Origin of the sequence: Arthrobacter sp. YAF17, from assembly GCF_052113365.1 — a bacterium.
GTDB lineage: Bacteria > Actinomycetota > Actinomycetes > Actinomycetales > Micrococcaceae > Arthrobacter.
In genome coordinates this window covers 24542-50727 of record NZ_JBFRDB010000006.1, presented here as the reverse complement: position 1 = coordinate 50727, position 26186 = coordinate 24542, and the positions used below count along the sequence as shown (strand labels likewise).

20 protein-coding genes are annotated in these 26186 nt (G+C 68.3%); 7 read left to right on the top strand and 13 right to left on the bottom strand.

The window, feature by feature from the left end; all coding sequences use genetic code 11:
- Window positions 1-88 precede the first annotated feature (88 nt).
- The 4 genes from AB4Y67_RS06970 to AB4Y67_RS06955 are packed head-to-tail and all read left to right on the top strand — an operon-like array spanning window position 89 to window position 4469.
- Window positions 89-1588: a CoA-acylating methylmalonate-semialdehyde dehydrogenase gene (locus tag AB4Y67_RS06970; RefSeq protein WP_441405057.1), complete on the top strand. Its 1500-nt coding sequence runs from the start codon at window positions 89-91 to the stop codon at window positions 1586-1588.
- Window positions 1588-2673, top strand: a complete 1086-nt coding sequence (locus AB4Y67_RS06965; protein WP_441405056.1) for an enoyl-CoA hydratase/isomerase family protein — start codon at window positions 1588-1590, stop codon at window positions 2671-2673. Before AB4Y67_RS06970 ends, AB4Y67_RS06965 begins: the two co-directional genes overlap by 1 nt.
- Window positions 2666-3652 carry a 3-hydroxyisobutyrate dehydrogenase gene (gene mmsB / locus AB4Y67_RS06960; protein ID WP_441405055.1) on the top strand — a complete coding sequence of 329 codons (987 nt, stop codon included), beginning with the start codon at window positions 2666-2668 and terminating at the stop codon, window positions 3650-3652. The genes AB4Y67_RS06965 and mmsB overlap by 8 nt, the downstream gene beginning before the upstream one ends.
- A gap of 37 nt (window positions 3653-3689) precedes the next feature.
- Window positions 3690-4469: an enoyl-CoA hydratase gene (locus tag AB4Y67_RS06955; RefSeq protein ID WP_441405054.1), complete on the top strand. Its 780-nt coding sequence runs from the start codon at window positions 3690-3692 to the stop codon at window positions 4467-4469.
- Window positions 4470-4483: 14 nt separating this feature from the next.
- Here AB4Y67_RS06955 and AB4Y67_RS06950 read toward each other — a convergent pair whose 3' ends face one another.
- From AB4Y67_RS06950 to AB4Y67_RS06935, 4 genes are all read right to left on the bottom strand, one after another.
- Window positions 4484-7660, bottom strand: a complete 3177-nt coding sequence (locus tag AB4Y67_RS06950) for a bifunctional cytochrome P450/NADPH--P450 reductase (protein WP_441405053.1) — start codon at window positions 7658-7660, stop codon at window positions 4484-4486.
- A 234-nt stretch (window positions 7661-7894) separates the two neighbouring features.
- The gene (locus tag AB4Y67_RS06945) at window positions 7895-8323 is read right to left on the bottom strand and encodes a DUF1761 domain-containing protein (RefSeq protein WP_441405148.1); all 429 of its coding nucleotides are present in this window, start codon (window positions 8321-8323) and stop codon (window positions 7895-7897) included.
- Between the two features lie 235 nt (window positions 8324-8558).
- Window positions 8559-9065: a MarR family winged helix-turn-helix transcriptional regulator gene (locus AB4Y67_RS06940; RefSeq protein WP_441405052.1), complete on the bottom strand. Its 507-nt coding sequence runs from the start codon at window positions 9063-9065 to the stop codon at window positions 8559-8561.
- A 36-nt stretch (window positions 9066-9101) separates the two neighbouring features.
- The gene (locus tag AB4Y67_RS06935) at window positions 9102-10844 is read right to left on the bottom strand and encodes an AMP-binding protein (RefSeq protein WP_441405051.1); all 1743 of its coding nucleotides are present in this window, start codon (window positions 10842-10844) and stop codon (window positions 9102-9104) included.
- Between the two features lie 286 nt (window positions 10845-11130).
- On the opposite strand from AB4Y67_RS06935, the gene AB4Y67_RS06930 reads away from it, so the two are divergent.
- Complete coding sequence (locus AB4Y67_RS06930; RefSeq protein WP_441405147.1) at window positions 11131-12264, top strand: acyl-CoA dehydrogenase family protein; 1134 nt, start codon at window positions 11131-11133, stop codon at window positions 12262-12264.
- Between the two features lie 25 nt (window positions 12265-12289).
- Here the strand turns inward: AB4Y67_RS06930 and AB4Y67_RS06925 are convergent, their stop codons facing one another.
- Together AB4Y67_RS06925 and AB4Y67_RS06920 are read right to left on the bottom strand one after the other, a co-directional pair.
- Window positions 12290-12964, bottom strand: coding sequence for a response regulator (locus AB4Y67_RS06925; RefSeq protein WP_441405050.1), 675 nt, complete (start codon window positions 12962-12964; stop codon window positions 12290-12292).
- Window positions 12961-15672, bottom strand: coding sequence for a DUF4118 domain-containing protein (locus tag AB4Y67_RS06920; protein WP_441405049.1), 2712 nt, complete (start codon window positions 15670-15672; stop codon window positions 12961-12963). The genes AB4Y67_RS06925 and AB4Y67_RS06920 overlap by 4 nt, the downstream gene beginning before the upstream one ends.
- 168 nt (window positions 15673-15840) lie before the next feature.
- Here AB4Y67_RS06920 and AB4Y67_RS06915 point away from each other — a divergent pair, with 168 nt between their 5' ends.
- Complete coding sequence (locus AB4Y67_RS06915; protein WP_441405048.1) at window positions 15841-17817, top strand: amino acid transporter; 1977 nt, start codon at window positions 15841-15843, stop codon at window positions 17815-17817.
- Window positions 17818-17920: 103 nt separating this feature from the next.
- Here AB4Y67_RS06915 and AB4Y67_RS06910 read toward each other — a convergent pair whose 3' ends face one another.
- The 7 genes from AB4Y67_RS06910 to AB4Y67_RS06880 form a co-directional block, all read right to left on the bottom strand.
- On the bottom strand, window positions 17921-18124 hold the full coding sequence (locus AB4Y67_RS06910) for a cold-shock protein (protein ID WP_013599688.1): 204 nt from the start codon (window positions 18122-18124) through the stop codon (window positions 17921-17923).
- Between the two features lie 220 nt (window positions 18125-18344).
- On the bottom strand, window positions 18345-19283 hold the full coding sequence (locus tag AB4Y67_RS06905; RefSeq protein WP_441405047.1) for an alpha/beta fold hydrolase: 939 nt from the start codon (window positions 19281-19283) through the stop codon (window positions 18345-18347).
- 50 nt (window positions 19284-19333) lie between these two features.
- On the bottom strand, window positions 19334-20512 hold the full coding sequence (locus AB4Y67_RS06900; RefSeq protein WP_441405046.1) for an alpha/beta hydrolase: 1179 nt from the start codon (window positions 20510-20512) through the stop codon (window positions 19334-19336).
- Between the two features lie 97 nt (window positions 20513-20609).
- Window positions 20610-23309 carry a PEP/pyruvate-binding domain-containing protein gene (locus AB4Y67_RS06895; protein WP_441405045.1) on the bottom strand — a complete coding sequence of 900 codons (2700 nt, stop codon included), beginning with the start codon at window positions 23307-23309 and terminating at the stop codon, window positions 20610-20612.
- A gap of 8 nt (window positions 23310-23317) precedes the next feature.
- Entirely contained in the window at window positions 23318-23635 is a 318-nt protein-coding gene (locus AB4Y67_RS06890; RefSeq protein WP_441405044.1) for a hypothetical protein, read from the bottom strand.
- 155 nt (window positions 23636-23790) lie between these two features.
- A complete protein-coding gene (locus AB4Y67_RS06885; protein WP_441405043.1) occupies window positions 23791-24846 on the bottom strand; it encodes a zinc-dependent alcohol dehydrogenase family protein in 1056 nt (351 codons plus the stop codon).
- Window positions 24847-24885: 39 nt separating this feature from the next.
- On the bottom strand, window positions 24886-25227 hold the full coding sequence (locus AB4Y67_RS06880) for an iron chaperone (RefSeq protein WP_441405042.1): 342 nt from the start codon (window positions 25225-25227) through the stop codon (window positions 24886-24888).
- 415 nt (window positions 25228-25642) lie between these two features.
- Between AB4Y67_RS06880 and AB4Y67_RS06875 the strand changes: the two genes are divergently transcribed.
- Window positions 25643-26179 (top strand): ankyrin repeat domain-containing protein, encoded by a 537-nt coding sequence (locus AB4Y67_RS06875; RefSeq protein ID WP_441405041.1) that lies wholly within the window; start codon window positions 25643-25645, stop codon window positions 26177-26179.
- The last annotated feature ends 7 nt before the right edge of the window (window positions 26180-26186 follow it).

Here is a 26186-nt window from a genome sequence, read left to right as displayed (position 1 = left end):
GAGTATATTCAGGAGCAGCAGATGACGCGGGTCACAGGCGGCCCGGCCGTCCCTACGTCAACCACACGGTGCAAAGGAGCATTCCATCATGGTTCGCGAGCTATCCCATTACATTGACGGGCAGCATGTTGAAGGCACCTCGGGGCGCTTCAGCGATGTCTACGATCCGTGCACCGGCGAGGTCCAGGCCCGGGTGCCGCTGGCCAGCACCGAAGAGGTCCGCAACGTGGTCTCCAACGCGGAAAAGGGCCAGCTCGAGTGGGCGGCCATGAACCCGCAGCGCCGCGGCCGGATCCTGCTCAAGTTCGTTGACCTGGTCAACCAGAACATGGACGAGCTCGCCACCCTGCTGTCCTCGGAACACGGCAAGACCTTCCTCGACGCGAAAGGCGACATCCAGCGCGGCATCGAGGTCGTCGAATTCGCCGCCGGCGCCCCGCACCTGCTCAAGGGCGAATTCTCGGACAGCGCCGGAACCGGCATCGATGTCCACTCGCTGCGCCAGCCCCTCGGCGTCGTCGCCGGCATCACCCCCTTCAACTTCCCGGCCATGATCCCGCTCTGGAAGTCCGGCCCGGCCCTCGCCGCGGGCAACTCCTTCATCCTCAAGCCCTCCGAGCGTGACCCCTCCGTGCCGCTGCGCCTCGCCGAGCTCTTCACCGAGGCCGGCCTGCCGGCCGGCGTCTTCAACGTCGTCAACGGCGACAAGGAAGCGGTGGACGCACTGCTGGAGGACCCCCGCGTCCAGGCCATCGGCTTCGTCGGCTCCACACCGATCGCGCAGTACATCTACGCCACGGCCGCCGCCAACGGCAAGCGCGCCCAGTGCTTCGGCGGCGCCAAGAACCACATGGTGATCATGCCGGACGCAGACCTGGACATGGCCGCGGACGCCCTGATGGGGGCAGGCTTCGGCTCCGCCGGCGAACGCTGCATGGCCATCTCCGTGGCCGTGCCGGTCGGTAAGGCCACCGGCGACGCGCTCGTCGCCAAACTCGAAGAGCGGATCGCGGACCTCAAGGTCGGCCACAGCCTGGCGAAGGATTCCGACTTCGGCCCGGTCGTCGCGGCGTCCGCCAAGGAACGGATCGAAGGCTACATCCAGGCCGGCGTCGACGAGGGCGCCACCCTGCTGGCCGACGGCCGCGGACTCAAGGTGGAGGGCTACGACGGCGGCTTCTGGGTCGGCCCCACGCTCTTCGACAACGTCACCAAGGACATGACGATCTACAAAGAAGAGATCTTCGGCCCGGTCTTGAGCGTCCTCCGCGCCGAGGACTACGACGAGGCCCTGCGCCTGTGCAGCGAGCACGAGTTCGGCAACGGCGTGGCCATCTTCACCCGCGACGGCGACTCCGCCCGTGACTTCGCCAGCCGGGTCCAGGTGGGCATGGTGGGCATCAACGTGCCCATCCCCGTGCCGATCGCCTACTACACCTTCGGCGGCTGGAAGGCCTCCGGCTTCGGTGACCTCAACCAGCATGGCGCGGACGCCTTCCGCTTCTACACCAAGACCAAGACGGTCACCACCCGCTGGCCCTCCGGCATCCGCACCGGTGCCAGCTTTGTGATGCCGGAAGGCAGCTGATGGCGGGCAAGCACGCCGAGGACGCCGCGGCGGCGGAAGTGCTGTTCGAGCGGCGCGGCCGGCTTGGTGTGGTCACGCTGAACCGCCCCCGTGCGGTCAACGCGCTCACCGCGGGCATGGCCTCGGCCATGCTGGAGCAGCTCACCCTCTGGGCGGACGACGACGCCGTCGCGGCCGTCCTGGTCCGCGGCGCCGGTGACCGGGGACTGTGCGCCGGCGGCGACATCGTTGCCATCTACCGGGACATGCTCGACGGCGGCGACGCGACCGCCGACTTTTGGGCCGAGGAATACCGGCTGAACTCCCTCATCTCGGGCTACCCCAAGCCGTATGTGGCATTCATGGACGGGCTGGTCCTCGGCGGCGGGGTGGGGATTTCCGCGCATGGCTCGGTCCGGATCGTCACCGAACGCACCCGGATGGGCATGCCCGAGACCACGATCGGTTTTGTGCCCGACGTCGGCGGAACCCTGTTGCTCTCGCGCTCACCGGGGGAGTCCGGCACCCACGCCGCCCTCACGGGAGCCCACCTGAGCGGCGCCGATGCGCTGTTCCTGGGGATCGCGGACCATTTCGTGCCGTCCGCAAGCCTGGCGGAACTCGAGGTGGCGCTGGAGAGCGAGCCGGCGGACGCCGCCGTCGCGCGCTTCGCCGGGGAGGCCCCGAACTCTGTCCTCGCAGCGCGGCGGGAATGGATTGACGCCTGCTATTCGGCCGACGACGCCGAAGAGATCCTGCGGAGGCTGCGCGCTTTCCGTGGAGAGAACGCAGCGGAAGCGGCCGATGCCGCGGACACGATCGAGAGCAAGTCGCCGACCGCCGTGAAGGTGGCACTGGCGTCCCTGCGCCGGGTCCGGGGCCTGAGCCTCGAGGAGGCCCTGGCGCAGGAGTACCGGGTGGGGCTGCGGTTCCTGGCCGGTCCCGACTTCCGCGAGGGCATCCGCGCGCAGGTGGTGGACAAGGACCGCGACCCGCACTGGCAGCCTGCCAGCCTGGCGGAGGTCAGCCGGGACGACGTCGAATCCTATTTTGCGCCGCTGGGCGACCGTGAACTGCAGTTGTCGAAGGAGCGGGACAATGTCTGAAATAACGCCGTCTGAAGCATCGCAGGCCGGATCAGGCCGGCCCGGACCCGCCCAGTCCGGCACCATCGCCTTCCTGGGCCTTGGCCACATGGGCGGGCCGATGGCCATCAACCTGGTCAAGGCCGGCTACACGGTGACCGGCTTCGACGTGGTGCCGGCCGCACTGGAAACAGCCCGGGCGCACGGCATAACCACCGCGGAGACTGCGGTCGAGGCGGTGGCGGGCGCCACCGTCGTGCTGACCATGCTGCCCAGCGGCAGGCACCTCCTGGACGCCTACCGCGGCAGCCCCGGCGGGCCGGGACAGCAGAGCCAGCCGGGCCTGCTGGACGTGGCCCGGCCGGGCACCCTCTTCCTGGACTGCTCCACGATCAACGTAGACGAGGCCCGCGAGGCCGCAGAGCTGGCCCTCGCAGCCGGCCACCGGGCCGTTGACGCCCCGGTCTCCGGCGGCGTCGTCGGGGCCGAGGCCGGCACCCTGACGTTTATGGTGGGGGCACTTCCCGAGGACTTCGAGGCAGTCACGCCGATGCTCGACGTCATGGGCAAGCGGGTGGTGCACTGCGGGGAACACGGTGCCGGGCAGGCGGCGAAGATCTGCAACAACATGATCCTTGGCGTCTCGATGATCGCGGTCAGTGAGGCCTTTGTGCTCGGCGAGAAGCTGGGCCTGACCCACCAGGCGCTGTTCGATGTCGCCTCCGCGGCCTCGGGCCAGTGCTGGGCGCTGACCACCAACTGCCCCGTTCCGGGGCCGGTCCCCACGAGCCCTGCCAACCGCGACTACCAGCCCGGTTTCGCGGGAGCCCTCATGGCCAAGGACTTGAAACTGGCGCTCAATGCGCTGGAAAGCACCGGCGTCGCCGCCCGGCTGGGACCGCTCGCATCAGAAATCTACGATACCTTTGCCGCGGAGGGCGGGGCGGGCCGGGACTTCTCCGGGATCATCACCGACATCCGGGACAAGTCCGACCACTGACCGCCGATAGACATTTCGAACAGCTGAGGGGACAGGCATGACGGAGCAGTACACAAACATTCTGGTGGAGCGGCGCGGACGGGTGGGGCTCGTGACGCTCAACCGGCCTGAGGCGCTGAACGCCCTCAACAAGGCCACCATGGACGAACTCGTCGCCGCGGTATCCGCTATGGACGCCGACCCTGCAGTGGGCGCGGTGGTGGTCACCGGCTCCGCCAAGGCCTTCGCCGCGGGCGCCGACATTAAGGAAATGCAGTCCAAGGGCTACATGGACATGTACGCGGCGGACTGGTTCCGGGGCTGGGAGGACTTCACCCGGCTGCGCATCCCCGTGGTCGCGGCGGTGTCCGGGTTTGCCCTCGGCGGCGGCTGCGAGTTGGCGATGATGTGCGATTTCATCATCGCAGGGGACAACGCCAAGTTCGGCCAGCCGGAGATCAACCTGGGCGTGCTGCCCGGGATGGGCGGCTCGCAGCGCCTCACCCGCGCCGTCGGCAAGGCCAAGGCGATGGACATGATCCTGACCGGACGCTTCATGGACGCCGAGGAAGCCGAACGCGCCGGCCTCGTGTCCCGCGTGGTGCCGGCCGCGGACGTGGTGGAGGAGGCCGTGAAGGCCGCCGAGGTGATTGCCTCCAAGTCCAAGCCGGTGGCGATGGTGGCCAAGGAAGCAGTCAACGCCGCCTTCGAGACCGGGCTGGCCCAGGGTGTGCTGTTTGAACGCCGGGTGTTCCACTCGCTGTTCGCCACCGAGGACCAAAAGGAAGGCATGGCGGCGTTCACCGAGAAGCGCCAGCCGGATTTCACGCACCGCTGAGGGGCGCTGCGTCGTCAGGTGAAGATGTCGGCAACGTACCTGCCGTGGGTGCGTTCCACCTCATCCATCCAGGCCTCGGCCTCCGCCTTGGAGGCGCCGGTCGCCTCGCGGTAGATCAGCGCGCACGTCTCGCGCACCTGCGGCGCCATGTGTTGGCCGTCGCCGCAAACGTAGACGGTGGCGCCCTGTTTGACCAGCTCGACGACGTCGGCCCGGTCCGCCCACAGCCGGTCCTGGACATACTTCAGGCCGTCTTCGGGCGCGGCGGAAAAGGCCGGCCGGAGGTCGAGGCTGGCTTGGTCTGCCCAGGAGGCAAGTTCCGTGCGGTAGAGGAAATCAGTGTCCGGCGCCCGGCAGCCGAAGAACAGCAGGGCGGGGGCCGGCGTCGTGTCCTCGGCCTCGGCCCGCAGCGCCCGGTCCTGGATGAATCCGCGGAAGGGCGCCAGCCCGGTTCCTGCGCAGACCATGATGAGCGGGACGTCCAAGGACGATGGCGGGTGGAAGGCCGTGTTCGAGGCACGGACAGTAACCGCGACCCTTGACCCGGGCCTGGCCTGGGCGAGGAAGGTGGACGAGGCTCCCTCGAAGACGCCGCGTCCCGACCACGCCGGAGCCTGGATGACGGAGAAGGTCAGGGTCGCATGGTCGGGGCTCCAGAGCGGGGACGAGGAAATGGAGTACCGCCGAGGGGTCAGCTGGGTCAGCAGTTGCAGGAACGAAGTGAACGACAGCTGGCTTGACGGGTACATTTCCAGCAGATCCAGGACAGAGACGCGCTTGTCGAGGATCTCGGCCGCATGCCGCTCGCGGTTCTCGGCCAGGGCCGCGAGTTCCCCGCGGTGTGCCGGATCCGTCGCGACTTCAGCCAGGCTCTCCAGTTGCGTGCGTGTGGCGGGGACCGCGAGCTCGACGTAGCTGCTCAGCAGTTCGCCCACAGCCACTGGAGCGCCGGTGGGCAGGAACGTGTCTCCCTGCTCCATGCTCAACTGGACATGCGAGTCGTAGTCGAGGTTGAAGTGGGCCAGGGCGCGCTGGACGAGGGCGCTGGGGTTCAGCGGCAGGACGGCCAGGTAATCCCCGGTCCGGTAGCTCATCCCTTCGGGCAGGGCGATCTCGACGTGCCGCTTGGACCGGGCGCCAGGCTTGGCCAGATCGACCAGTTCGCGGTTCGCAACGACGGTACCGAGGGCCAGCCCGTTCTGGCGCAACAGCGGATCCCGGACGTTGCCGACGAACTGGAGTTCAAGCTGGGGCTGTGCGGCCGGCGTGCTGGTCTTCTGCCCGAGGGCGGCGTCCACGGCGGGCCAGAATCCCGCGTACCACTCTTCAAAATCGCCGAAGAAGTCGCCGCGGGCGTTGGCTTCGCCCCGGTGATAGATCCGTGTGGCGCCGGCCGCCTCGAGCCGCGCGTCGATGGCCTTGGGCACCTCCTGGTACGTTCTCGCCCAGTCTTTGTTGCCGTTGCCGAAGACCGTGTACCGCACTCCGGCGAGGTCGCCCGGCTGGAGGTCCCCGGTCCAGGCCACGAATTTTCGTGCGTTGTCCGGCGGCCGTCCCTCGTAGGAAGAAGCCACGATGGCGACGAGCCCGGCCGTGGGCAGTCCGCCGGCTGCGTCGTCGAGCGGTCCGATGGTGGGGCTGTAGCCGCGCCGTCCGGCGTCGTTGGCGATGCGCTGGGCGAGGTCCTGGGACGTGCCTGCATTGGAACCGTAGAGCACCCGGACCGGGACGCCGTTGGGCTCTGCTGTTGCCGGCGCCTCCGCCTGCCGGGCACGTTCGACGGCGGCCCGGGGACCGGCCGCGATCGTGACGTCCCGCCGTCGCACCTGGATGAAGAGACCTTCGGGCTTCATGGTCAGGGTGTGGTGGATCTGCAGTTCATAGCCCGGGTCCGCCGGCGTGATCTCAAAGCGCTGCAGGAGCTTGGCGAGGAAAAGCAGGGCCTCCTGCAGGGCAAATCCCCGGCCGATGCAGGAGCGCTGGCCGTTGCCGAAGGGCTTCCAGGCGTTGGCAGGGATTTCCGCGGCCCGTTCCGGGGAGAACCGGTCCGGATCGAAGACCCCGGCGTCCTCGCCCCACGCCGCCTTGTCGCGGTGCAGCAGCGGGAGCAGGACCAGGATTGGCTGGCCCGCCGGGATCTCGTAGCGGCCGCCCAGCGTTGTGTCCTCGAACGGGGCGACGTTGAACCCCGGGGCGGTGGGCCACAGCCGGAGCGTCTCCTTGAGGATCTGGTCCAGGTACCCCAGCCGCGGCAGGTGCTCGAATCGGGCGCTCTCGGCGCCGAGGACCTCGTCCACCTGGGCGCGCGCCTTGGCCAGGACGCCGGGGTGGCGCAGCAGTTCGTAGAGCGCAAAGGACAGCAGGCCGCTGGTGGTCTCATGCCCGGCCACCAGGAAGGTGACCATCTGATAGCGGATGTTGTCCTCGGACAGCCGCTCGCCGGTCACCGGGTCCGACGCGTTGAGCATGGTGTCAAGGATGTCCTCGCTGCCTGCCGGGCTGGGATTGCGCCGGCGGTCGCTGATCATCTGGTCGGCGACCTCGAACATCAGGGCGTTGTCTTCCTCGAGCTGGTGGCGTCGGCGCAGCATGATCTTGTTCTGGACGGGGAGCCTTCGCGCCCGCTGCCCGGATTCGACCAGGGCGCGGACCATCGCCCCCACGAAGGGATGCAGCTCCTCCCGGTAGAGGCTGTTGAAACGGTAGCTGAAGGAGCACAGGGCGATCGTGTCCAAGGTCAGCCGGGTGGTGTTGTCCGGAACGTCGATCCGGGCGTCGGGGCCGAGCCTCTCCCATTTGAGGAGCAGCTGCTCGGCGATGTCGTCCATACCGCCGAACATCCGCTTCAGCGCCGCTGGCCCGAAGGCCGGCATCAGGATCCGGTGCGCCTTTTGCCAGTTGGGTTCCTGGGTTTCCGCGGTGAACAAGCCGTCGCCGATGAACTCGCGAACTTGCCGGAGCGATACGCCCAGCACTTTGCCGAAACGGGACTCATCGCACACTTCGTTGACGAGCTGCTGGGAGGAGATGGCGATGACGCTGCGGTTGAAGAACTGGATTCGCACAATAGGGCCATACCGCTCGGCAACCTCGGCCACTCCCAGGAGACCCTTGCTGGAGTCGATATCGGGCAGGTTGCCGACCACCGGCTTCGGGGGAGGCTGCGGTATTGGGACGCTGGGCGAAGTCATAGCCCCTCCTGGGCGCTGGCCGATCGACGCTCTGTGCGCACGGATTGCCGCCTGACCGGACGGCACCGTCCGAATTCGAACCACGATACTCCGGTCAGGTTCGGGGCAAAATAGGCTCCCACAGCTCTCTGCGATGCGGGAGCATTCCATGACGCGCAAAAGCCCTGCCGCTACGGGAAACCGCAGCGGCAGGGCTTTGCGCGTCGCGCGGCAAATTTCCGCCGCGTGGACCTGTCAGGCCGCGCTGATGCCGAACAGCCCGATGATGAGGGCCATGACCGCCAGGGTCACCAGTTCGTGGGCGCAGTTCAGCGCGGTCAGCCCGGCGGGCCGGCCTTCGAACGCGTCATGGGTGATGAACCGGGCCGCCGTGAAGCCGGCCCACAGAATCACCGCAGTGACCAGAGTGTTGACCAGGAAATTTCCGCCGTAGAAGTGCTGGGAGATGGCGGCGGAGCCGGCCAGGACCAGGGCGCTGACGAAGCTGACCACCAGGGTGATCAGGATGGGCTTGACGGCGTCCTTGGCGTCACCGCTGGGGGTGACCTTGGCGACGCGCATCCAGTAGTTGCCGAACACCTTCGGTGTGTACCAGACGGACCCGACCACCATGCTGGACAGCGTGGCCAGCAGTACTGCCCAGATGTTGATCTCCGGAATCATTGCGCTCCTCATGTTCAGGGTTGGTTTCTTTTCCGAAGTCTAGGGGACCTCCGGGGCTGCCCCGCGGATTGCCAACTACCTCTTTTAGGAGGTAATTGGATATCCACGCATTTCGGTACGGTGATCCAAGTCGGCGGGAATAGGCGTCCGGCTGCATGAGTCGTCTCCTGGTGCCGCGGAGCCCATCGCTGCATTGTGAAGGGCGGTCATTGGTGGGGCATTGCAGCCCTGGGGATCACTCGCTGAAGTCGCCGGCGTTGCGGCGGAAGGTGCCCAGGATCCGGATCAGCTGGTCGACATCCTGCTCCGCGAAGCCGGACTGGGCGAACACCTCTGAGTTGAGTGCCGCCGTCGCCCGTTTGGCCAGCGTGCGCCCCTCCTGGGTGAGTTCAATCAGGGTGGTTCGCCCGTCCGTGGGGTGCGGCGACCGGATCACCAGCCCCGCCTGCTGCAACCGGTCGACAGCGTTCGTCACCGAGGTGGGGTGGACCTGCAGCAACGCGCTTGCCTTGTTCATGGGCAGCGCGCCGCTGCGGGCGAAGCTCAGCAGGGCGAGCAGTTCGTAGCGGGCGAACGTCAGCCCGAATGGCTTCAGGACCCCCTCGATCCGGGCCAGCAGCAGCTGCTGGGTCCGCATGATGGCGGTGATGGCAGCCATCGGCGCGGCGACGTCGGACCAGCCGTGCCGTTCCCAGTTCAGCCGGGCGTCGGCGATCGGATCACGCGGCAGCGGCGTTGCCACGGTACCCCCAGCTTCTCGTCCTCAGTCTCATGGGGTTCAGCCTAGCTTTTCGGCCGGGCTTTTCAGGCCGGGGAAGTCGGCTTCGGAGTACTCCGTGCCGAGACCCGCCGGGACCGTGCCCCCGCCGTGGCGCAGTTCTTCGCTGTGCCGCAGTTCCACGCGCCGGATCTTGCCCGAGATGGTCTTGGGCAGCTCGGCGAATTCCAGCCGGCGGATCCGCTTGAACGGTGCCAGGTGGTCGCGGCAGTAGCGCAGGATCTCCTCGGCGAGCTCCGGGCCGGCCTCGTGCCCGGCCGCCAGGACCACAAACGCCTTGGGCACGGAGAGCTTGAGTGCGTCCGGGGAGGGGACGACGGCGGCCTCGGCCACTGCCGGGTGCTCGATCAGGACGCTTTCCAGCTCGAACGGGGACAGCCGGTAGTCGGAGGATTTGAAGACGTCGTCGCCGCGTCCCACATACGTGATGATGCCGCGTTCGTCCCGGCTGGCCATGTCACCTGTGTGGTAATAGCCGTCGCGGAACGCTTCCGCCGTCTTGTCGGGGTCGCCGTAGTACGCCTTCATCAGCCCGACGGGCCGCGGGTCGAGGCGCAGGCAGAGCTCGCCGTCGTCGCCCTCCGCGCCCGTGGCAGGGTCCACCAGGACGACGTCGTAGCCCGGCAGGGGTTTGCCCATGGCGCCGATCTTGATCGGCTGGCCGGGGGTGTTGGCGATCTGCACGGTGGATTCGGTCTGACCGAAGCCGTCGCGGATGGTCTGCCCCCAAGCACGCTGGACCTGATCGATGACCTCGGCGTTGAGCGGTTCGCCGGCGGACACCACCTTGGTGGGAGGGTTCTTGAGCAGGGTCAGGTCGGCCTGGATGAGCATGCGCCAGACCGTGGGAGGGGCGCAGAAGCTGGTGACGGATTCGCGGTCCATCTGCTCCATCAGCGCCTTGGCGTCGAAGCGTTCGTAGTTGTAGATGAAGACGCAGGCCTCGGCGATCCACGGGGTGAAGACGTTGGACCAGGCGTGCTTGGCCCAGCCGGGTGAGGCCACGTTCAGGTGCACGTCGCCGGGTTCCATCCCGATCCAGAACATGGTGGACAGATGGCCCACCGGGTAGGAGGTGTGCGTGTGCTCCACCAGCTTGGCCTTGGAGGTAGTGCCCGAAGTGAAGTAGAGCAGCAAGGTCTCGTCGGCCAGCGTCGGCGCGTCCGGCGTGAAGTCCTCGCCCGCGCCGGCGGACTCCGAATATTGCAGGGCGGACTTGCCTGTCTCTGCGTTGCCGCCGCCGATCTCGATCAGCGTGTAGTCGCCCGGGACCTCGTCGAACTTCTCGATATTGGCGCTCCCGACGGCGGCCCAGTTCGCGCCGCCGCGCTCTACGCGGTCCTTCAGGTCCGCCGGCCCCATCAGGGTGGTGGTGGGGATCATTACGATGCCCAGTTTGATCCCGGCGAGCATCAGTTCCCAGAGTTCCACCTGGTTGCCGAGCATGATGATCATGCGGTCGCCGCGCCGCACGCCCTGGCTGCGCAGCCAGTTGGCAACCTGGCCGGAGCGCCGGGACAGGTCCGCGAAGCTGCGCCGGGTGGCGGAGCCGTCCTGCTCGACGAGGACCAGGGCCGGGTTGTCCGCCTTGGCCGGGTCCGCCGCGATCTGGTCGAACCAGTCCAGGGCGAAGTTGAAGTGCTCAAAGCGGGGCCACTGGAATTCGCTGCGCGCCGCGTCATAGTCCATGCGGAGGTCAAGCATGCGGTCGCGTGCTGCGCGGAAATCCTCAGTGACTGTCATGGTGCACCTTTCGAAGTCTGGTGGCGCAGCCGTTTCAGGCCCGGCGCCGTTGCCCGGCGACCACCCGTTGCCTAGTGATCCCCATCACTGTGCAATATACTAGGACATCCAAGGGTTTGGAAGAGCCGGCCCGGTTCATGACCGGATCACTACGAAGGGATACATGCCCGTGCAGCCACGAGGACGTGCCAGCGGACAGGGCCTCGAAGAGGTTAAGACTCAGGGCAACAGGGCAGGGGAGGGTGCAGCCGGCGTGGTGGCGCCGCCGTTCCCGGACGCCGACCTGATGTACATCGTCGACCTGCTGCCCCCGGCGGAACAGTCCCGCTACCAGGAGATCCGTGATTTCCTGCAGTCCCGGATCCGGGCGGCCTCGATCGACTACTGGAACCGCGAGGAATTCCCCTTCGGGCTGCTGGCCGAACTCGGCAAGTACGGCCTCGGCGGCCTGCAGACGGACGGCACCTCCAAACTGTTCAAGGGCCTCATGTACGTCGAGGTGGCCCGCGCCGACGTGTCCCTTTCGGCCCTCGTGGGAATCCATAACGAGCTGATTGTCGGGATGATCGACCAGCTCGGCTCCGAGGCGCAGAAGGCCCGGTGGCTGCCGGGGCTCACGGCCTTCACCCAGATCGGCGCCTTCGCCCTGACCGAGCCGGACCACGGCTCGGACATCGCCGGAGGGCTGGCCACGACGGCCCGGCTCGAGGGCGGCGAGTGGGTCATCAGCGGTGCCAAGCGCTGGATCGGCGCCGGTACGATCGCGGACTTCGCCCTGGTCTGGGCGCGGGACGTCGCGGATCAGCAGATCAAGGGCTTCATCGTGGAGACGGACCGCCCCGGCTACACCGCCACCAAGATCGCGAACAAGATCGGGCTGCGGATCATGCAGAACGCGGATATCGTGCTCGACGAGGTCCGCATCCCGGAGTCCAACCTCCTGCCCGGGGCCACGGACTTCGCCAAGGCCAACGAGCTGCTCCGCGATTCGCGCGCCTGGGTGGGCTGGCAGGCCGCCGGCATCCAGCTGGCCGCGTTCGACGTCGCGCGTTCCTACTCGCTGGAGCGGAAACAGTTCGGCAAGGAGCTGGCCCGCTTCCAGCTGATCCAGCAGCAGCTGGCCGAGATCCTGGGCAACGCGTCCGCGTCGCTGTCGCTGATGGCGCAACTGGCCAGGGTCCAGGAGGACGGCAAGCTCGAGATGGTCCAGTCCGCGATGGCCAAGTCCACCACCACCCGGCTGGCCAGGGCCTCGGTGGCCATGGGGCGCTCGCTGATGGGCGGCAACGGGATCAGCAGCGACTACGAGATGGGCAAGCTCTTTGGCGACGCCGAAATCCTCTACACCTACGAGGGCAGCTACGAGATCAACTCGCTGATTGTGGCCCGGGCCGTGACCGGGAAGTCCGCGTTCGTTTAGGCGTGCCGCGGGGGCAGCGGATCCGTCAGGGCAGGAAGCGGTAACCGATTCCCGCCTCCGTGATCAGGTGCCGCGGACTGGCGGACTCCGGTTCCAGCTTGCGCCGGAGCTGGGCCATGTACACACGGAGATAGTTGGTCTCCTTGGCATACGCCGGGCCCCAGACCTCGGACAGGAGCTGCTGCTGGGTGACCAGTTTCTCCGGGCTCCGGACCAGCACCTCCAGCATCTTCCATTCGGTTGGAGTAAGCCGGATGTCCTGGCCGTCGCGGAGGACGCGGCGTTTGCCCAGATCCACGGTGAACGCTTCGGTGGCGATGACCGCAGGCTGTTCCGGCTCTGCGCTGCGGCGCAGCAGCGCACGCAGGCGCGCCAGGAGCTCGTCCAGCCCGAAAGGCTTGGTGATGTAATCGTCGGCGCCGGCGTCGAGCGCTTCCACCTTGTCCTCGGACCCGTGCCGGGCGGACAGGATCAGGACCGGCACCGCGCTCCAGCCGCGAAGCTTCCGGATCACGGCGGAACCGTCCATGTCCGGGAGCCCCAGGTCCAGGATCACGAGGGCCGGCGGCTGCTGCTGCGCAGCGAGCAACGCCGAGCGCCCGTCGGCGGCCGTCACCACGTTATAGCCGTGGGCCTGCAGCGTGATCCGCAGGGCCCGGAGCAAGTACGCGTCGTCGTCGACTACCAGCACGGAGGTCATACCGGGTCCGTCCCGGACGCGAGGAGCGGCGGTGCGTGGAGGCGGCCGATGACCTCCGATTGGGGCTGCAGCGGCGCCTGGCCCGGCTCGGCGCGGAACGGAATGCCGGAGGACAGCGGAAGGCTGATCACCATGGTCAGGCCGCCGCCCGGCGTCGCTTCGGCGGTCAGCCTGCCGCCCATCGCCTCGGTGAATCCCTTCGCTACCGCGAGGCCGAGCCCCACTCCGGTGGCCTGCGTGGCATCGTCGAGGCGCTGGAAGGGACGGAACATATCCACGACGCGGTCGGCCGGGATGCCCGTTCCGTGGTCGATGACGCGCAGTTCACCGGCCGGGCGGCCACTCACGGTCGCCGGCCCCAACCCTCCCGCGGAACCGGCCAGGACGATGTCGGACCCGGGGGCGTACTTGACGGCGTTCTCCACGATGTTGGCAATGACACGCTCGAGCATGCCCTCGTCCGCCTCGACCTCGGGCATGTTGGCCGGCAGCTCGACGCGCACCCGGTCCGGGGTGATCCCGTGCAGCCCGCCGGGAATGACCTCGTACCACCGCACCGGCCGCAACAGCGGCTTGATCGAGTCGGACGTGAGCCGGGACATGTCCAGCAGGTTTCCCACCAGCACTTCCAGCCGGTCCGAACAATCCTCGATGGTTGCCAGTAACTCGCGCTCCTCTTCCGGGGTATAGCGGACGCCTTCCTGCCGGAGGCCCCCCACCGCGAGCTTGATGCCGGCCAGCGGAGTGCGGAGATCGTGCGAGACGGCGCGAAGGATCGACGTTCGCATGGTGTTGCTTTCAGCGAGCTTCAGGACTTCGGACCGGCTGGCCAGCAGTTGCCGCCGTTCCAGCTGGGCCAGCAGATGGACACCAAAAGCGCCCAGGAGTCGCCTGTCACTGGCGGCCAGCACCCGGCCGGACAGGACGAGGCACGTGGTGGCGTCAATTTGCTCCACGTTGTCTCCGTGGAGGATTCCATTGCCCGGAATCTCCCCGGACCCGGGACCGGAGCCGGGAACTTCGCCGGCACTGGCGACCAGCCGCCAGCCCTCACCCTGGCCCGCGGCGGCGCCGGTTTTGGCCCCGGCGCCGGCCCGGGAGGCGCCGTCGTCCGGGCGGCTGAGCAGGGCCGCGCCCCGGACCTGGAAGACGTCCAGTGCCTGCTGCAGTAGTCCCGCAATCGTGTCCTCCGAACCGGCCGCCCCGCGCGAGAGGTCCGCGAGCGTGGCGGCCTCCGCCCTCGCGAGGGCCGCTTCCTTGGAACGCCGGGCGGAGACGTCAACCACGGTGGCCACTGCGGCGGACACGCCGACAAAAACCAGGAGGGTCAAGACATTCCGCGAGTCGCTGATGTGCAGGGTGCCTAACGGCGGGGTGGAGAAGTAGTTCACCAGCAGGCTGCTCCAGAGCGCCGCGAGGATCGCGGGCCACAGGCCGCCGACCAGCGCCACGGCGACGGAGCCGGTTAGCTGGATCAGGACAGCGGTCGCCACGTTCTTGTCCGGGCTGACGGCCAGCAGGAACTGCAGCAGGACCGGAAGCAGGACGGCCATGAGAAAACCCAGCGTGACGCGGGCACGGCCCAGGTCCCGCCGCCGCGGCACCCCCGGGCTGCCGCCCTCAGACTGCTGGGACACGATGTGAACGTCGATGGCGCCGGCGCCGCGGACCACTCTGGCACCGGTGTGGCCGCCACGAAGGCCTGCCAGCAGTCCGGCCAGCCCGCCGCTGCGCGGGATTCCGACGACGATCTGGGTGGCGTTGACGCTGCGGGCGAAGTCCAGCAATGCGGCGGCCGGGTCTTCCCCTGCCACGAGGTGGTAGCTGCCGCCAAGGTCATGGACCAGCCGGCGCTGGGACTCCAGCTCCTGCGGCGATTCCGCGGCCGCGGTGTCCGCTGCGCGCACGTGCACCGCCAGCAGGTCACCGCCGTTGACCCGGTTGAGGATGCGGGCACCGCGGCGGATCAGGATCTCACCCTCGGGGCCGCCGGGCAGCCCGACGACGATCCGTTCCCGGGCCGGCCAGCTGGCTTCGATTCCGTTTCCCGTCCGATACCTTGCGAGCCCCTCGTCCACCCGGTCCGCCAGCCACAGCAAAGCCAGCTCACGCAGGGCCGCCAGGTTGCCCGGGCGATAGTAGTTGGCGAGCGCAGCGTCCACCCTGTCAGCCGCGACGATCCTGCCGTCCGCGAGGCGCTGCCGCAGGAGTTCGGGGGAGATGTCCACGAGCTGGATCTGCCCGGCCCGCCGGGCGATCTCATCAGGCACACTCTCCACGGGCCGGACGTCGGTGATGGCGCTGACGACGTCGCTGAGGGACGCGAGATGCTGGATGTCCAGGGTGGTCAGGACGTTGATGCCGGCGTCGAGCAGTTCGTCGACATCCTCCCAGCGGTGGGCGTTCGGGCTGTCCGGGGGATTGGCATGGGCGTAGTCGTCGACGATTGCCGTGGCGGGCCCACGGCGGATCACCGCGTCCAGGTCCAGCTCTTCGAGGTGGAGTCGTTGATAGGGAACCCGTTTGGCCGGGATCAGCTCGAGTCCTGCCAGTAGGGCGCGGGTGTCGCTGCGTCCCCGGTCCCGGGCGAACGCGACGACGACGTCCTCGCCGCCCTCGCGCAGCCGGTGCCCTTCCCGGAGCATCGCGTAGGTCTTGCCGACGCCAGGTGCTGACCCCAGAAAGATGCGCAGCGTTCCACGTGCCATGGAGCCATTCTTCCATTTCAGCCGGCCTCGGGCGGGGCGGCCCGGCGTCAAGGATTCGTCAAGATCCCCGTCTCGACACGGGCGCCGCGGGCGGCCGCTGCTAGCTTCGCAATTGAGAGCTGTGCGGCGCACTGCCATCTGGGTCCGCGCCGTGAGGGAAGGAAAAAAATGACCACGCTGAGCAGGCCGCCGGCAGACCCGTCGGCGCCGCGGCCGCGAACCATTTCCGGGCTGAAGAACTGGCTGCTGTTCGGGCTGCAGGACAGCAAGGGCTCCCACCAGGGCCCGGGCGGAGTGCCCACTGCCCATGAGAAAAAGCACTCGTGGTGGCAAGTGATGTGCCTGACCGGCGTCGACTATTTCTCCACCCTGGGCTACCAGCCGGCGATCGCCGCGCTCGCCGCGGGCGTGATTTCGCCGCTCGCGACCCTCGTCCTCGTCGCCATCACGTTGCTGGGCGCCTTGCCCGTCTACCGGCGCGTCGCGGGCGAGAGCCACCGGGGCGAGGGCTCCATCGCGATGCTCGAGCGGCTTATGCCGCGGTGGGGCGGAAAGCTGTTCGTCCTGGTGCTGCTCGGTTTCGCCGCAACGGACTTCATGATCACCATGACGCTGTCGGCGGCAGACGCCACGGCGCACCTGATCCAGAACCCGATAGCCCCCGCCTGGCTGCAGGGACAGAATGTGCCGGTCACGCTGTTCCTGCTGGCGCTGCTGGGGGCGGTCTTCCTGCGCGGATTCAGGGAGGCCATCGGTGTCGCCGTCGTGATCGTCGCCGTGTACCTGAGCCTGAACGTCGTCGTGCTGGCAGTTTCGGTCGTTGAGGTGTTCACGCACCCCGTGGCCGTGGACAACTGGTGGCAGGCGATCTCGACGTCGCACGGAAACCCCCTGCTGGCTGTCGGCTTTGCCTTGCTCGTCTTCCCCAAACTCGCGCTTGGTCTTTCCGGGTTCGAGACGGGCGTGGCCGTCATGCCGCAGATCCGGGGACACGCGAACGATACCGAGGACAATCCAGCCGGCCGCATCGCGGGCACCCGCAAACTGCTGACGACGGCGGCGGTCATCATGAGCAGCTTCCTGATCGTCAGCAGTTTCATCACCGTGGTGCTCATCCCGGCGCAGGAATTCCAGCCCGGCGGGCAGGCGAACGGGCGCGCCTTGGCGTTCCTGGCCCACGAACACCTGGGGGTGGGGTTCGGTACCGTCTATGACATCAGCACCATCGCGATTCTCTGGTTCGCCGGGGCCTCCGCGCTGGCCGGGCTGCTGAACCTGGTGCCCCGGTACCTGCCCCGCTACGGGATGGCCCCCGGGTGGGCCCGGGCCGTCCGGCCGCTGGTGCTCGTGTTTACCCTGGTCGCGTTCCTGGTCACCTGGCTGTTCGACGCGGACGTCGATGCGCAGGGCGGCGCCTACGCGACCGGCGTCCTGGTTCTCATGACCTCGGCCGCGGTGGCCGTGACGCTTTCGGCCCGGCGTAAGCAACAGCGCAAACGCACTGTCGGGTTCGGCGTCGTCGCCGTCGTGTTCATCTACACCACGGTCGCCAACATCATCGAACGGCCGGAAGGCATCCGGATCGCTTCGGTGTTCATCCTGGGAATTATCGTCATTTCGCTGCTGTCGCGGGTCCGACGCTCGTTCGAGTTGCACGCCACCCACGTCCACCTGGACCGTGAGGCCCTCGAATTCATGTCCGACGAGCTGGACGGGCCGTTGCGGATCATCGCCCATGAACCGCTCCGGATGAGCGCGGAGGCCTACCGGCAGAAACTGGAGTCAGCCACGGAGGTCAGCCACTTGCCGCTGGACTACCGCGCACTGTTCCTCGAGGTGGTGGTGGACGACTCCTCCGACTTCGAGACGGAGCTTATGGTCCGGGGCGTTACGCGGCACGGCTACCAGGTCCTGGAAGTCCACGGGCCCGTGGTCCCGAACACGATCGCCTCCGTCCTCCTTCACATCCGCGATGTGACGGGTCTGATGCCGCACGTCTACTTCCGCTGGACCGAAGGCAACCCGGTCACCAACCTGCTCCGCTTCCTGGCGTTCGGCGAAGGGGAAATCGCGCCCGTAACCCGTGAAGTGCTGCGGGAAGCGGAACCGGACGTGACCAGGCGGCCGTGGGTCCACGTCGGCTGACCCCCTAACGACAAACGCCCCTCCCGAGGAATCCTCGAGGGGGGCGTTTGTGGTGTTGGGGAAAGCATGGCGGCCGGCTGGCCGGTGCTGCGATCCGGAGTACTTAGAGCGGGCGGATGTTCTCGGCCTGCGGGCCCTTCGGGCCCTGGGTGACGTCGAACTCGACCTTCTGGTTCTCGTCCAGGGAGCGGTAGCCGCTGCTGGCGATTGCCGAATAGTGGGCGAAAACGTCGGCTGACCCGTCATCCGGGGCAATGAAGCCAAAACCCTTTTCGGCGTTGAACCATTTAACTGTGCCTGTAGCCATGCCATATCCTTCTGAAATGCTGCTGATCTCCGGCGGCCCGGAGGCCAACGGCTGCGGAGACATTCGTCCGCTGTTGCCCAACCTACGGGTCCGGGGGCCATGGTGCAAGAGGCCAACGGGCGCATTTCGTCTTGTCCCGGGGCCGTAGCCGGGGCACCATGGCAACAATCCCGGTGGTTATCGCGGCCCGGAACGACGCCGACATGCCCGCGCACCCCCGCTAGGCGGATCCGTAGAGCGCGATCAGATCGCGGCTCATTTGGTGCGGCGAGGTCTCGCTTGGACTGTGTCCGCCCCGGTAGACCGCGATGCGCGCGCCGACGGATTGCGCGAAGCGGCGGTGCAGCGCCAGCGGCCAGAGGTCGTGTTCCCCGACGGCGACGAACTTCGGCAGCGACGCCGCGGCCAGTTCATCCCTCAGATCCGGCGCGTGCTGCATCAGCCCGATGATGTCGCGCACGGAGCTCCGGCGGGTGAACCGAAACCGGTAATTCACGAACCGTATCCGGTTGGGCGGGACGTGCACGACGTTAACGCGGATGCCCAGGATCATCAGCGCGGCGCCGACCCGGGGCCTGATCCAGCCGCTGCAACGTCCGACGCGCTGGACACCACGGAAGCTCTGGCCCGGTTCGGGCGGGCAGCTGAGCAGGGTGAGGCTGCGGAATTTTTCCGGCCGCCGGGAGAAGGCCAGCTGGGCGAAGATCGCGGCGAAGGAATACCCGACCACGTGCGCGGGGCCGTCCTCGGCGTCGAGCATGGCGATCAGGTCATCGGTGAACAGCTCGTAGTCGTAGTGGGCGCGGGGAGGTGTGAGGTTCTCGGGGCCCGCCTCTGCCGATTCGTACTGCCCGGCAATGTCGCACGTCAGGACGTAATACCCGGCGGCGGCCAGCTCCGGCAGCATCAGCACAAAGTCTTCCTTGGACCCGGTGGCCCCGGGGATCAAGAGCACCCGCGTGTTTCCCGGGGTGCCTATGGCAAGCGTGGCAAGTTTTCCGCTGGGGGCTTCGAAGGTGCCGCGCACGGCGCCGTCGGGCAGGACGGTCCAGTCAACATCGCCCAGGGCGGCGTCCCGCCGGGCCGCTTCATCGACCAGCGCGGATCCGAACCCCTCGGGTTCCGGATCGTTCAGTGCGTTGCTGTCGGCAGACACCATGGTCTTAACATAGCCCGGTGCGGCAGCGGGCGGGACGGCTAGGACGCCGCTCAGGCCACTTTATGCACGAAGGTGTGAAGCCGGCGGTACACTTCCTGCGATTCCGGGTAGCGGAAGTCCTGCTGCCAGGTGTGTTCGGTGTTGGAGCTGTCCCAGCCGTAGATGAGGCTGTCCACGTGGACGCCATGTTCGCGAAGCCGGGCAATGAAGTTCATGTTGGCGGCGAAGAAGAAGTCCCGCTCCGAGGTGGTCACAAAGACGGGCGGGAAGCGGGAATCCAGCCATTCGATCGGCGAGAGGAAATCCGCGCCCTCGCGGAGGGCCTCCAGGTGCCCGGAGTCGGTGCCCGTGCGGCCGAACCCGCCGAAGGCGCGGCGCAGGCCGCCGCGGATGCCGCCGGTGCGGCCGCCGGGATGGAGGCCGGGCAACAGCATGCGGACGAAGTTCAGGCTCAGCACGAAGCCTTTTTCGAAGAACACGGAGAAGTCCACCACGCTGCAGTGCTGGACCAGGCCTTTGAAATCGGCGGCGGGGACGGCCGGTGTCAGGCCGTGGTGCCGCGCCAGTTCCGGCTGGAAGCTGGCTGCTGTCAGCAGTGCCGCAATCTGCCCGCCTGCGGAGTCACCGCCCAGCACGATCCGCGATGCGTCGCCGCCGTAGCCGGCGATGTTCTGCCGGACCCAGGTCAGCGCCGCATTGGCATCCGCCAGGACGTGGGACATCTGGAAGCGCGGAGCCTTCCGGTAATTGACGTTGACCACCACCATCCCGCCCTCGGCCTGGCTCGCGCAGTACTTGGTCAGCGAGGCCTTGTCTCCGGACGTCCAGCCGCCGCCGTGGAAGTACACGTAGACGGGCAGCGCTCCTGGTGAACTGTCGGAACCGACGTCGGGAGTCCCGGCGCCGCCGTTGGGGGAGGGGGTGGCTTGGGAGGGGGTGACGGGGGAGGGGACGATGACGTCGAGGCGGTGGGCCCGGATGCGGTCGCCGACGAAATCGATGTCATGGAAGTATTCGACGCCGGTAATCGGGTCGACGTTGAAGCGGGAGTTCTCGCTGGCCTTGACCGAGTGCATCAGCACCCGCCAGGTCCACACCGGAACCCGTTGCAGGAGGCTCCTCGCCTTGCGGGCCGGCGCGAAAGTGCCGCCGGGTTGTTGCGCTGACCGGTGCGGCCAGCGGGGAATCGACCGCTCGTGGTGCGTTGGCCGATGGGCCGGTGTGGTCATGATTCGATTCTATCTGGCACGGTTGTGCTACAGCTGTGGGGTCTGATCTCGGCTCACCGCAGGGATCGCGACGGGATCGTTGCCCGCTTCTGCCGGATCAAGGCTCTTCATTGATGGTGCCGGCGGCCCCGTCAACGGTGACCGTCTGGCCGGTGTGCAGCCGCGTGGTGGCGTCCGGTACGCCCACGACCGCCGGGATGCCGTACTCGCGGGCCACAACGGCCCCGTGGGAAATGATCCCGCCCATCTCCATGACAAGTGCACCGGCCGTCATGAACAGCGGTGTCCAGCCCGGGTCAGTGGAGGGGGCCACCAGGATTTCGCCGGGTTCCAGGTGGGCGCCCACCGGGTCCAGGATCACCCTGACCCGGCCGGTGGCGGTGCCGGCAGAGGCCGGTGTTCCGGTCACGGCACCGGATGCGGGCGACTCCGCCATCATGGCGGCCTCGACGTCGGTGCCGTCGGAGAGCAGCAGCCGGGGGATGCGGCGGCGTCGAAGTTCCGTGTCGTACAGCCGGCGGCGGCCCGTGACGATGCCGTGCAGGTCCGCGCCGCGCAGGCCGACGCGGATCTCGTCGAAGTCCAGGAAGAAGACGTCGTCCGCGGCCGCGACCGTGCCGGCGGAGGCCAGGTCGGCGCCGACGCGGAGGAGCTGCCGGTGCATCTCGCCGAGTATCAGCACGATGTAGAACTTGGGCAGTTCGCGTAACCCGGCTAGCTGCCGCACACGGCGCAGGCTCAGCTCCAGGGCCCGTGCGCGCCACGGACTCCGGGCACGCGCCTGTTCCACGAGGCCGCGGATCCGGTCCTCCGCATGCTCGGCGGCCCGGGCGAACTGCCGGTCCGGGGCCTGCTCCGGGTCCTCGACGCGGAGGTAGTTTGAGATCATGCCGAGGATGTGGTCGGGCTTCGCGGACCAGCGCGGCATGCCGAGGTCTATTTCCGCCACAGCGCGGTGGCCGTAGCGGGCGAGGAAGCCGCGCACTCCTGACTGGGCCCGGGGCGGCAGCCGGCCGGCCAGGTAGTCGGCGGCCAACTCCTCGGGCCGTTTCGCCAGGAACTCCCCGCGAGACACCGGGTCGTCGCCGATGAAGGCGGCAAGCTGCCACAGTTCCAGGTCCATTTCGGTGGTGATGTTGTGGGGGAGCCCGCGCAGCACGGCCTCCAGCTCACGGGGCGCCGCGATGCCGCGCAGCAGCCGGCGGGCCACGGCCAGCATGAGGTAGCCAACGGACGGGCCCGGCAGCGTGGCCTGAATCAGCCCGTTAATCGTCCGGCCAAGGATCTGCTCGGTGTAGTCCAGCCGCTGGGCGGAACTGGCGGGTTCGGCCAGGACCAGCTCGGATTCGATCTTCTTCCCGTAGCTCATCGCCCGGCGCAGCTCAGCTGCGGGTCGGAAGGCGGGCCGGACCATGGCCGGAACGAGGCCTGCCATGAGGGCGAGGCTGGCCGTCTGCTCGCTGCTGCCCGGGCGTTGGGGCCGTTGCGGGCAGTTGCGCCGTCGCCCGGCCCCGCGGAGGGATTGTCCGAACGAGCGCTCGATGACGCCGAACCGTGGATCCTCGAGCAGCGCGGGAAGCACGGCCCCGGATCGGCCGTCCGCCAGCGGGAGGATCCGGAGCAGATAAGCCCGCCCCGATTTGCTGCGGGCCACCGCCGTGAGGTCCACGTACATCCGCAGCCCGGGGTTGGCGTACCGCCAGGGGCCCTTGCTGTTGCGCATCATCTCGAGGGCGGACAGCCCGAGCGGGGTGATCGGCCGGGTCAGCCCCTGGAACAGGGTGCCGCACAGGTACACCCGGATGGGGGCGGAAGCCCCGGCTGCGGCGTCTTCGGGTGCGGGTTCGGGCAGCGGATACAGCGTGGTGATCGGGCGTGACTGGGTGAGCCAGATCTTGCCGCCCTTTTCGATGGCCCACTCGATGTCCTGCGGCGCGCCAAAGAGGCGCTGGACGCCGTCGCCTAGCGCGGTGAGCTCCTGGAGCCGGGGGCCGCTCAGGCTCGGACCCCGCCCGTCATACGGTCCTCCCGGGGTGCTCCGTATGACGGAGGCGGACGCCGTCTCCAGCACGAACTGGTCCGGGTTGACCGACCCCGAGACCACGGCCTGGCCTGAGCCCGGGCTCGCGTTGATTACCGTTTCCGTCCGGGTCCCGGTGACCGGATTTGCGGTGAACAGGACCCCCGCCGTCGCGGCGTCGACCATGACTTGGACGACGACGGCGAGCCCGACGTCGCGGTTGCTGATCCCGTTGGCGGAGCGGTACGCCACGGCCCGCTCGCTCCAGAGCGACGCCCAGCAGCGGCGGACTGCCTCGACCACCGCGTCGGCGCCGGTGACATCGAGGAAGGAGTCCTGTTGCCCGGCGAAACTGGCGAAGGGCAGGTCCTCTGCCGTGGCCGAGGACCGGACCGCCACGGGCACGCCTCCGCCCATTCCCTCGTAGGTTTTCCGGACCGCGGCATCCACCTCGGGCGGGATCGGGGACTCCTCGATCAGCCTCCTGGCCCGCGCGGCAACCGGGCTGAGTTCACCCGGGACCGGCCGTGTAGGGCCCGACGCCCGGGCCGCTCCGGACCCGATCGCGTCGAGTTCGGCCGCGAGGGCGCCGAGCCCGGGCGGTGCCGCCAGATCATACGCAAGCGTTGTCAGGCAAAACCCGCTCGGCACGGGCAGCCCGGCCGCCACAAGCTTCCCGAGGTTCAGGGCTTTGCCGCCCACCAGCCGCAGGGGCGCAGCGCTGGCCCCGCGGAGGTCCAGCACAAGGGGCTCTGCGGCACTGTGCTCAGTGTCCATGCTTGCGCCTACGGGTTATCGTCGGCGGAGCCGTCGTCTTCCCACATCACGTCCAGGTTGCGGAACACCGGCGGCCCGTCGCAAAGGGCGGCCATCCTGGCGGCGAATTCGGAGGTCTCCGGCCGGCCGGAGTTCTCCATGGCCGATCCGTAGGAGTCGAATTCGACGATGGTGAGATACGTTCCGGGGTTGTCGCGGTCCGCGGTGGCCAGGATCCGGCGGAAAGTGGGAGCAGTGCTTCCGTCGGTCCTGGACGGCCGGCCCAGGGCTTCAATTTCCTCAATGCGGGCGGTCTGGAATTCGATGATCTGCACGAACCTGGCCATGACGGCTCCTCGACGGCGGCGGATGCTGATGCGCTTCACGGTAGCCCTCCCGCTTTAGCAGAACAAGAGCCAGCACAAGGGCCCGTGCACGAGGCAGCGCACGGGACCGACCCGGAGCCCGCGCAACAATGCTGCGCCGCCGCCGTCGGAAATGGTCAGGGGGTCAGCAGGACCTTGATGGCGCGGCGTTCGTCCATGGCGCGGTAGGCCTCCGGTGCTTCCTCCAGCGGCATCACAACATCGAAGACGCGGCCCGGATTGATGGTGCCGTCGAGGACGTCCGCCAGCAGTTCCGGGATATAGGTCCGGGCCGGGGCCATGCCGCCGCCGATGGAGATGTTCGTGTCGAAGAGGTAGCGCAGCGGCACCTCGCTGCCGCCGGTGGGGACGCCAACAAAGCCCAGCGCGCCGCCCGGGCGGGTGCTGTGCAGTGCCTGTTCCATGGATTCTTTGGTCCCGACGCATTCGAGGACGGAATCGGCCAGCACTCCGCCGAGGAGTTCGCGGACCTTGGCGACACCCTCTTCCCCGCGCTCCTCCACGATGTCGGTGGCACCGAACTCGCGGGCGATCGCCTGGCGGTCGTCGTGGCGGGACATCGCGATGATCCGTTCCGCCCCGAGCCGCTTGGCGGCCAGCACCCCGCACAGCCCGACGGCGCCGTCGCCCACCACCACGACGGTCCGGCCCGGTCCGGCCTTCGCGGCGAGGGCTGCGTGGTGGCCGGTCGCCATCACATCGGACAGCGTGAGCAGGCTCTTCCGGAGGGCGTCATCCGGCTCCGTGATGCCGGGAACCTTGACGAGGGTGGAATCGGCCAGCGGGACGCGAACCGCCTGGCCCTGGCCGCCGTCGATCGCGTGCCCGGCGTCGTCCTTGCCGCCCCAGCCGGCCAGGTGGTCGCAGGCCACGGTGACACCGTTGAGGCACTGGGGGCAGGCCCCGCAGCTGACCACAAACGGTGCGATTACCAGATCGCCGACGGCCAGGGTGGTGATCCCGGAGCCGACGCTCTCCACCGTGCCGATGAACTCGTGGCCGATCGCGGTGGGCCGGCGGGTGGGCTTCACGCCCCGGTAGGGCCAGAGGTCCGAGCCGCAGACGCAGGACGCGGTGACTTTTACGACGGCGTCGGTGGGCAACTGGACGGTGGGGTAGTCGCGGTCTTCGACCCGGATGTCACCGGGTGCGTGGATGATCGTGGCGCGCATGGAGGCTCCTCAGATTGCGGGCGGGGGATTCACTCGAGTCTAGGTGATCTCCGCGAGCCGGAGCCGGAGAATTTCCGTGAGGACCTCGTCAGGGAGGGGGTGGTCCGGTCCGAAGCGGATGGTTCCCTTGGATACGGAGAAGCCATCAAGCCGGGACGCGACGGCCGCCACCACCTCGGAGGAGAACGGGAAGACGGACAGATGCTTGGCGCTCGCCGTCACGCCAATGAGGGGCTTGCCGTGGACCTTCAGCGCGGGCATGCCGTAGCTGACACCATCGACGGCGTCTGGGGCTTCTGCGCGCGCGAGGTCGATGACCCGCTGCAGGGCATCGCGGGCCGGTGCAGACATGGCGGCCAGTGCGTCATCGACGGATCCCATGCCCGGAGTCTACTCCCGGGACCACGGRCCTCGGGCTGTGCGGGACGGGCCCGTTTTGGCGGGTGCAGCCTCCTGCCGGCAAAGCCGCACCCGTGGCCCGGGCGGAAAACCGGGCTGTTTCAGTGGATCCCTCCGGTGCAAGGTCAGCCCCGGCGCCGCAGGGTAGGAACCGCAAAGTAGGCTCTGGTCTATGGGGAGGCTCAGGACGCAACACGGACTTGGGGCATCGGGCGGTGCGCGGCGGAGGCTGGCAAGGGCCGCCGGCGTGTGCGTGGCCGGTGTGCTGGCAGTAGCGCTCGCCGGCTGCGCCGTGGCGACTGAGGAATCGCGGCGGGAGACGCCGCCGCCGGCCCAGGCATCGGATTCGGCTGCATCGCCCCCGGCTGCAACAGGGACAGCCGCTGCCTCGCCGGCTGTGACCCCTCCAGCTGTGACCCGGCCGGCGCTGGCTCCGGCGGCGCAGGCCGAGCTTGACCAGCAGCTGGTCCGGGCGGCCAAGGCGAACGATGTTGCCGCGGTGACGCGGCTGATCCAGGCCGGTGGCAACGTCGACGCGAAGGATGCCATCCAGGACTCGGCCTTCCTCTACGCGGGAGCCGAGGGATTCAACGAGGTCCTGCAACTGACCCTCGCGAACGGGGCCGACGTCGCCAGCACCAACCGCTTCGGCGGCACGGCCCTGATCCCCGCGAGTGAACACGGGCACGTGGACACCGTGCGGATCCTCCTTGCGGCCGGCGTTCCCGTCAACAACGTCAATAACCTGGGCTGGACAGCCCTGCAGGAAGCCATCCTGCTCAACGATGGGGGTCCAAGGCAGCAGGAGGTAGTCCGGCAGTTGCTCGACGCCGGTGCCGACCCCGATATTCGGGACCCGCAGGGGAGAACCGCACTGGAAAATGCCGAACGGCTGGGCTTCGGCGCCATCGCGAAGCTGATCCGCGAACGCTAGTACCGCC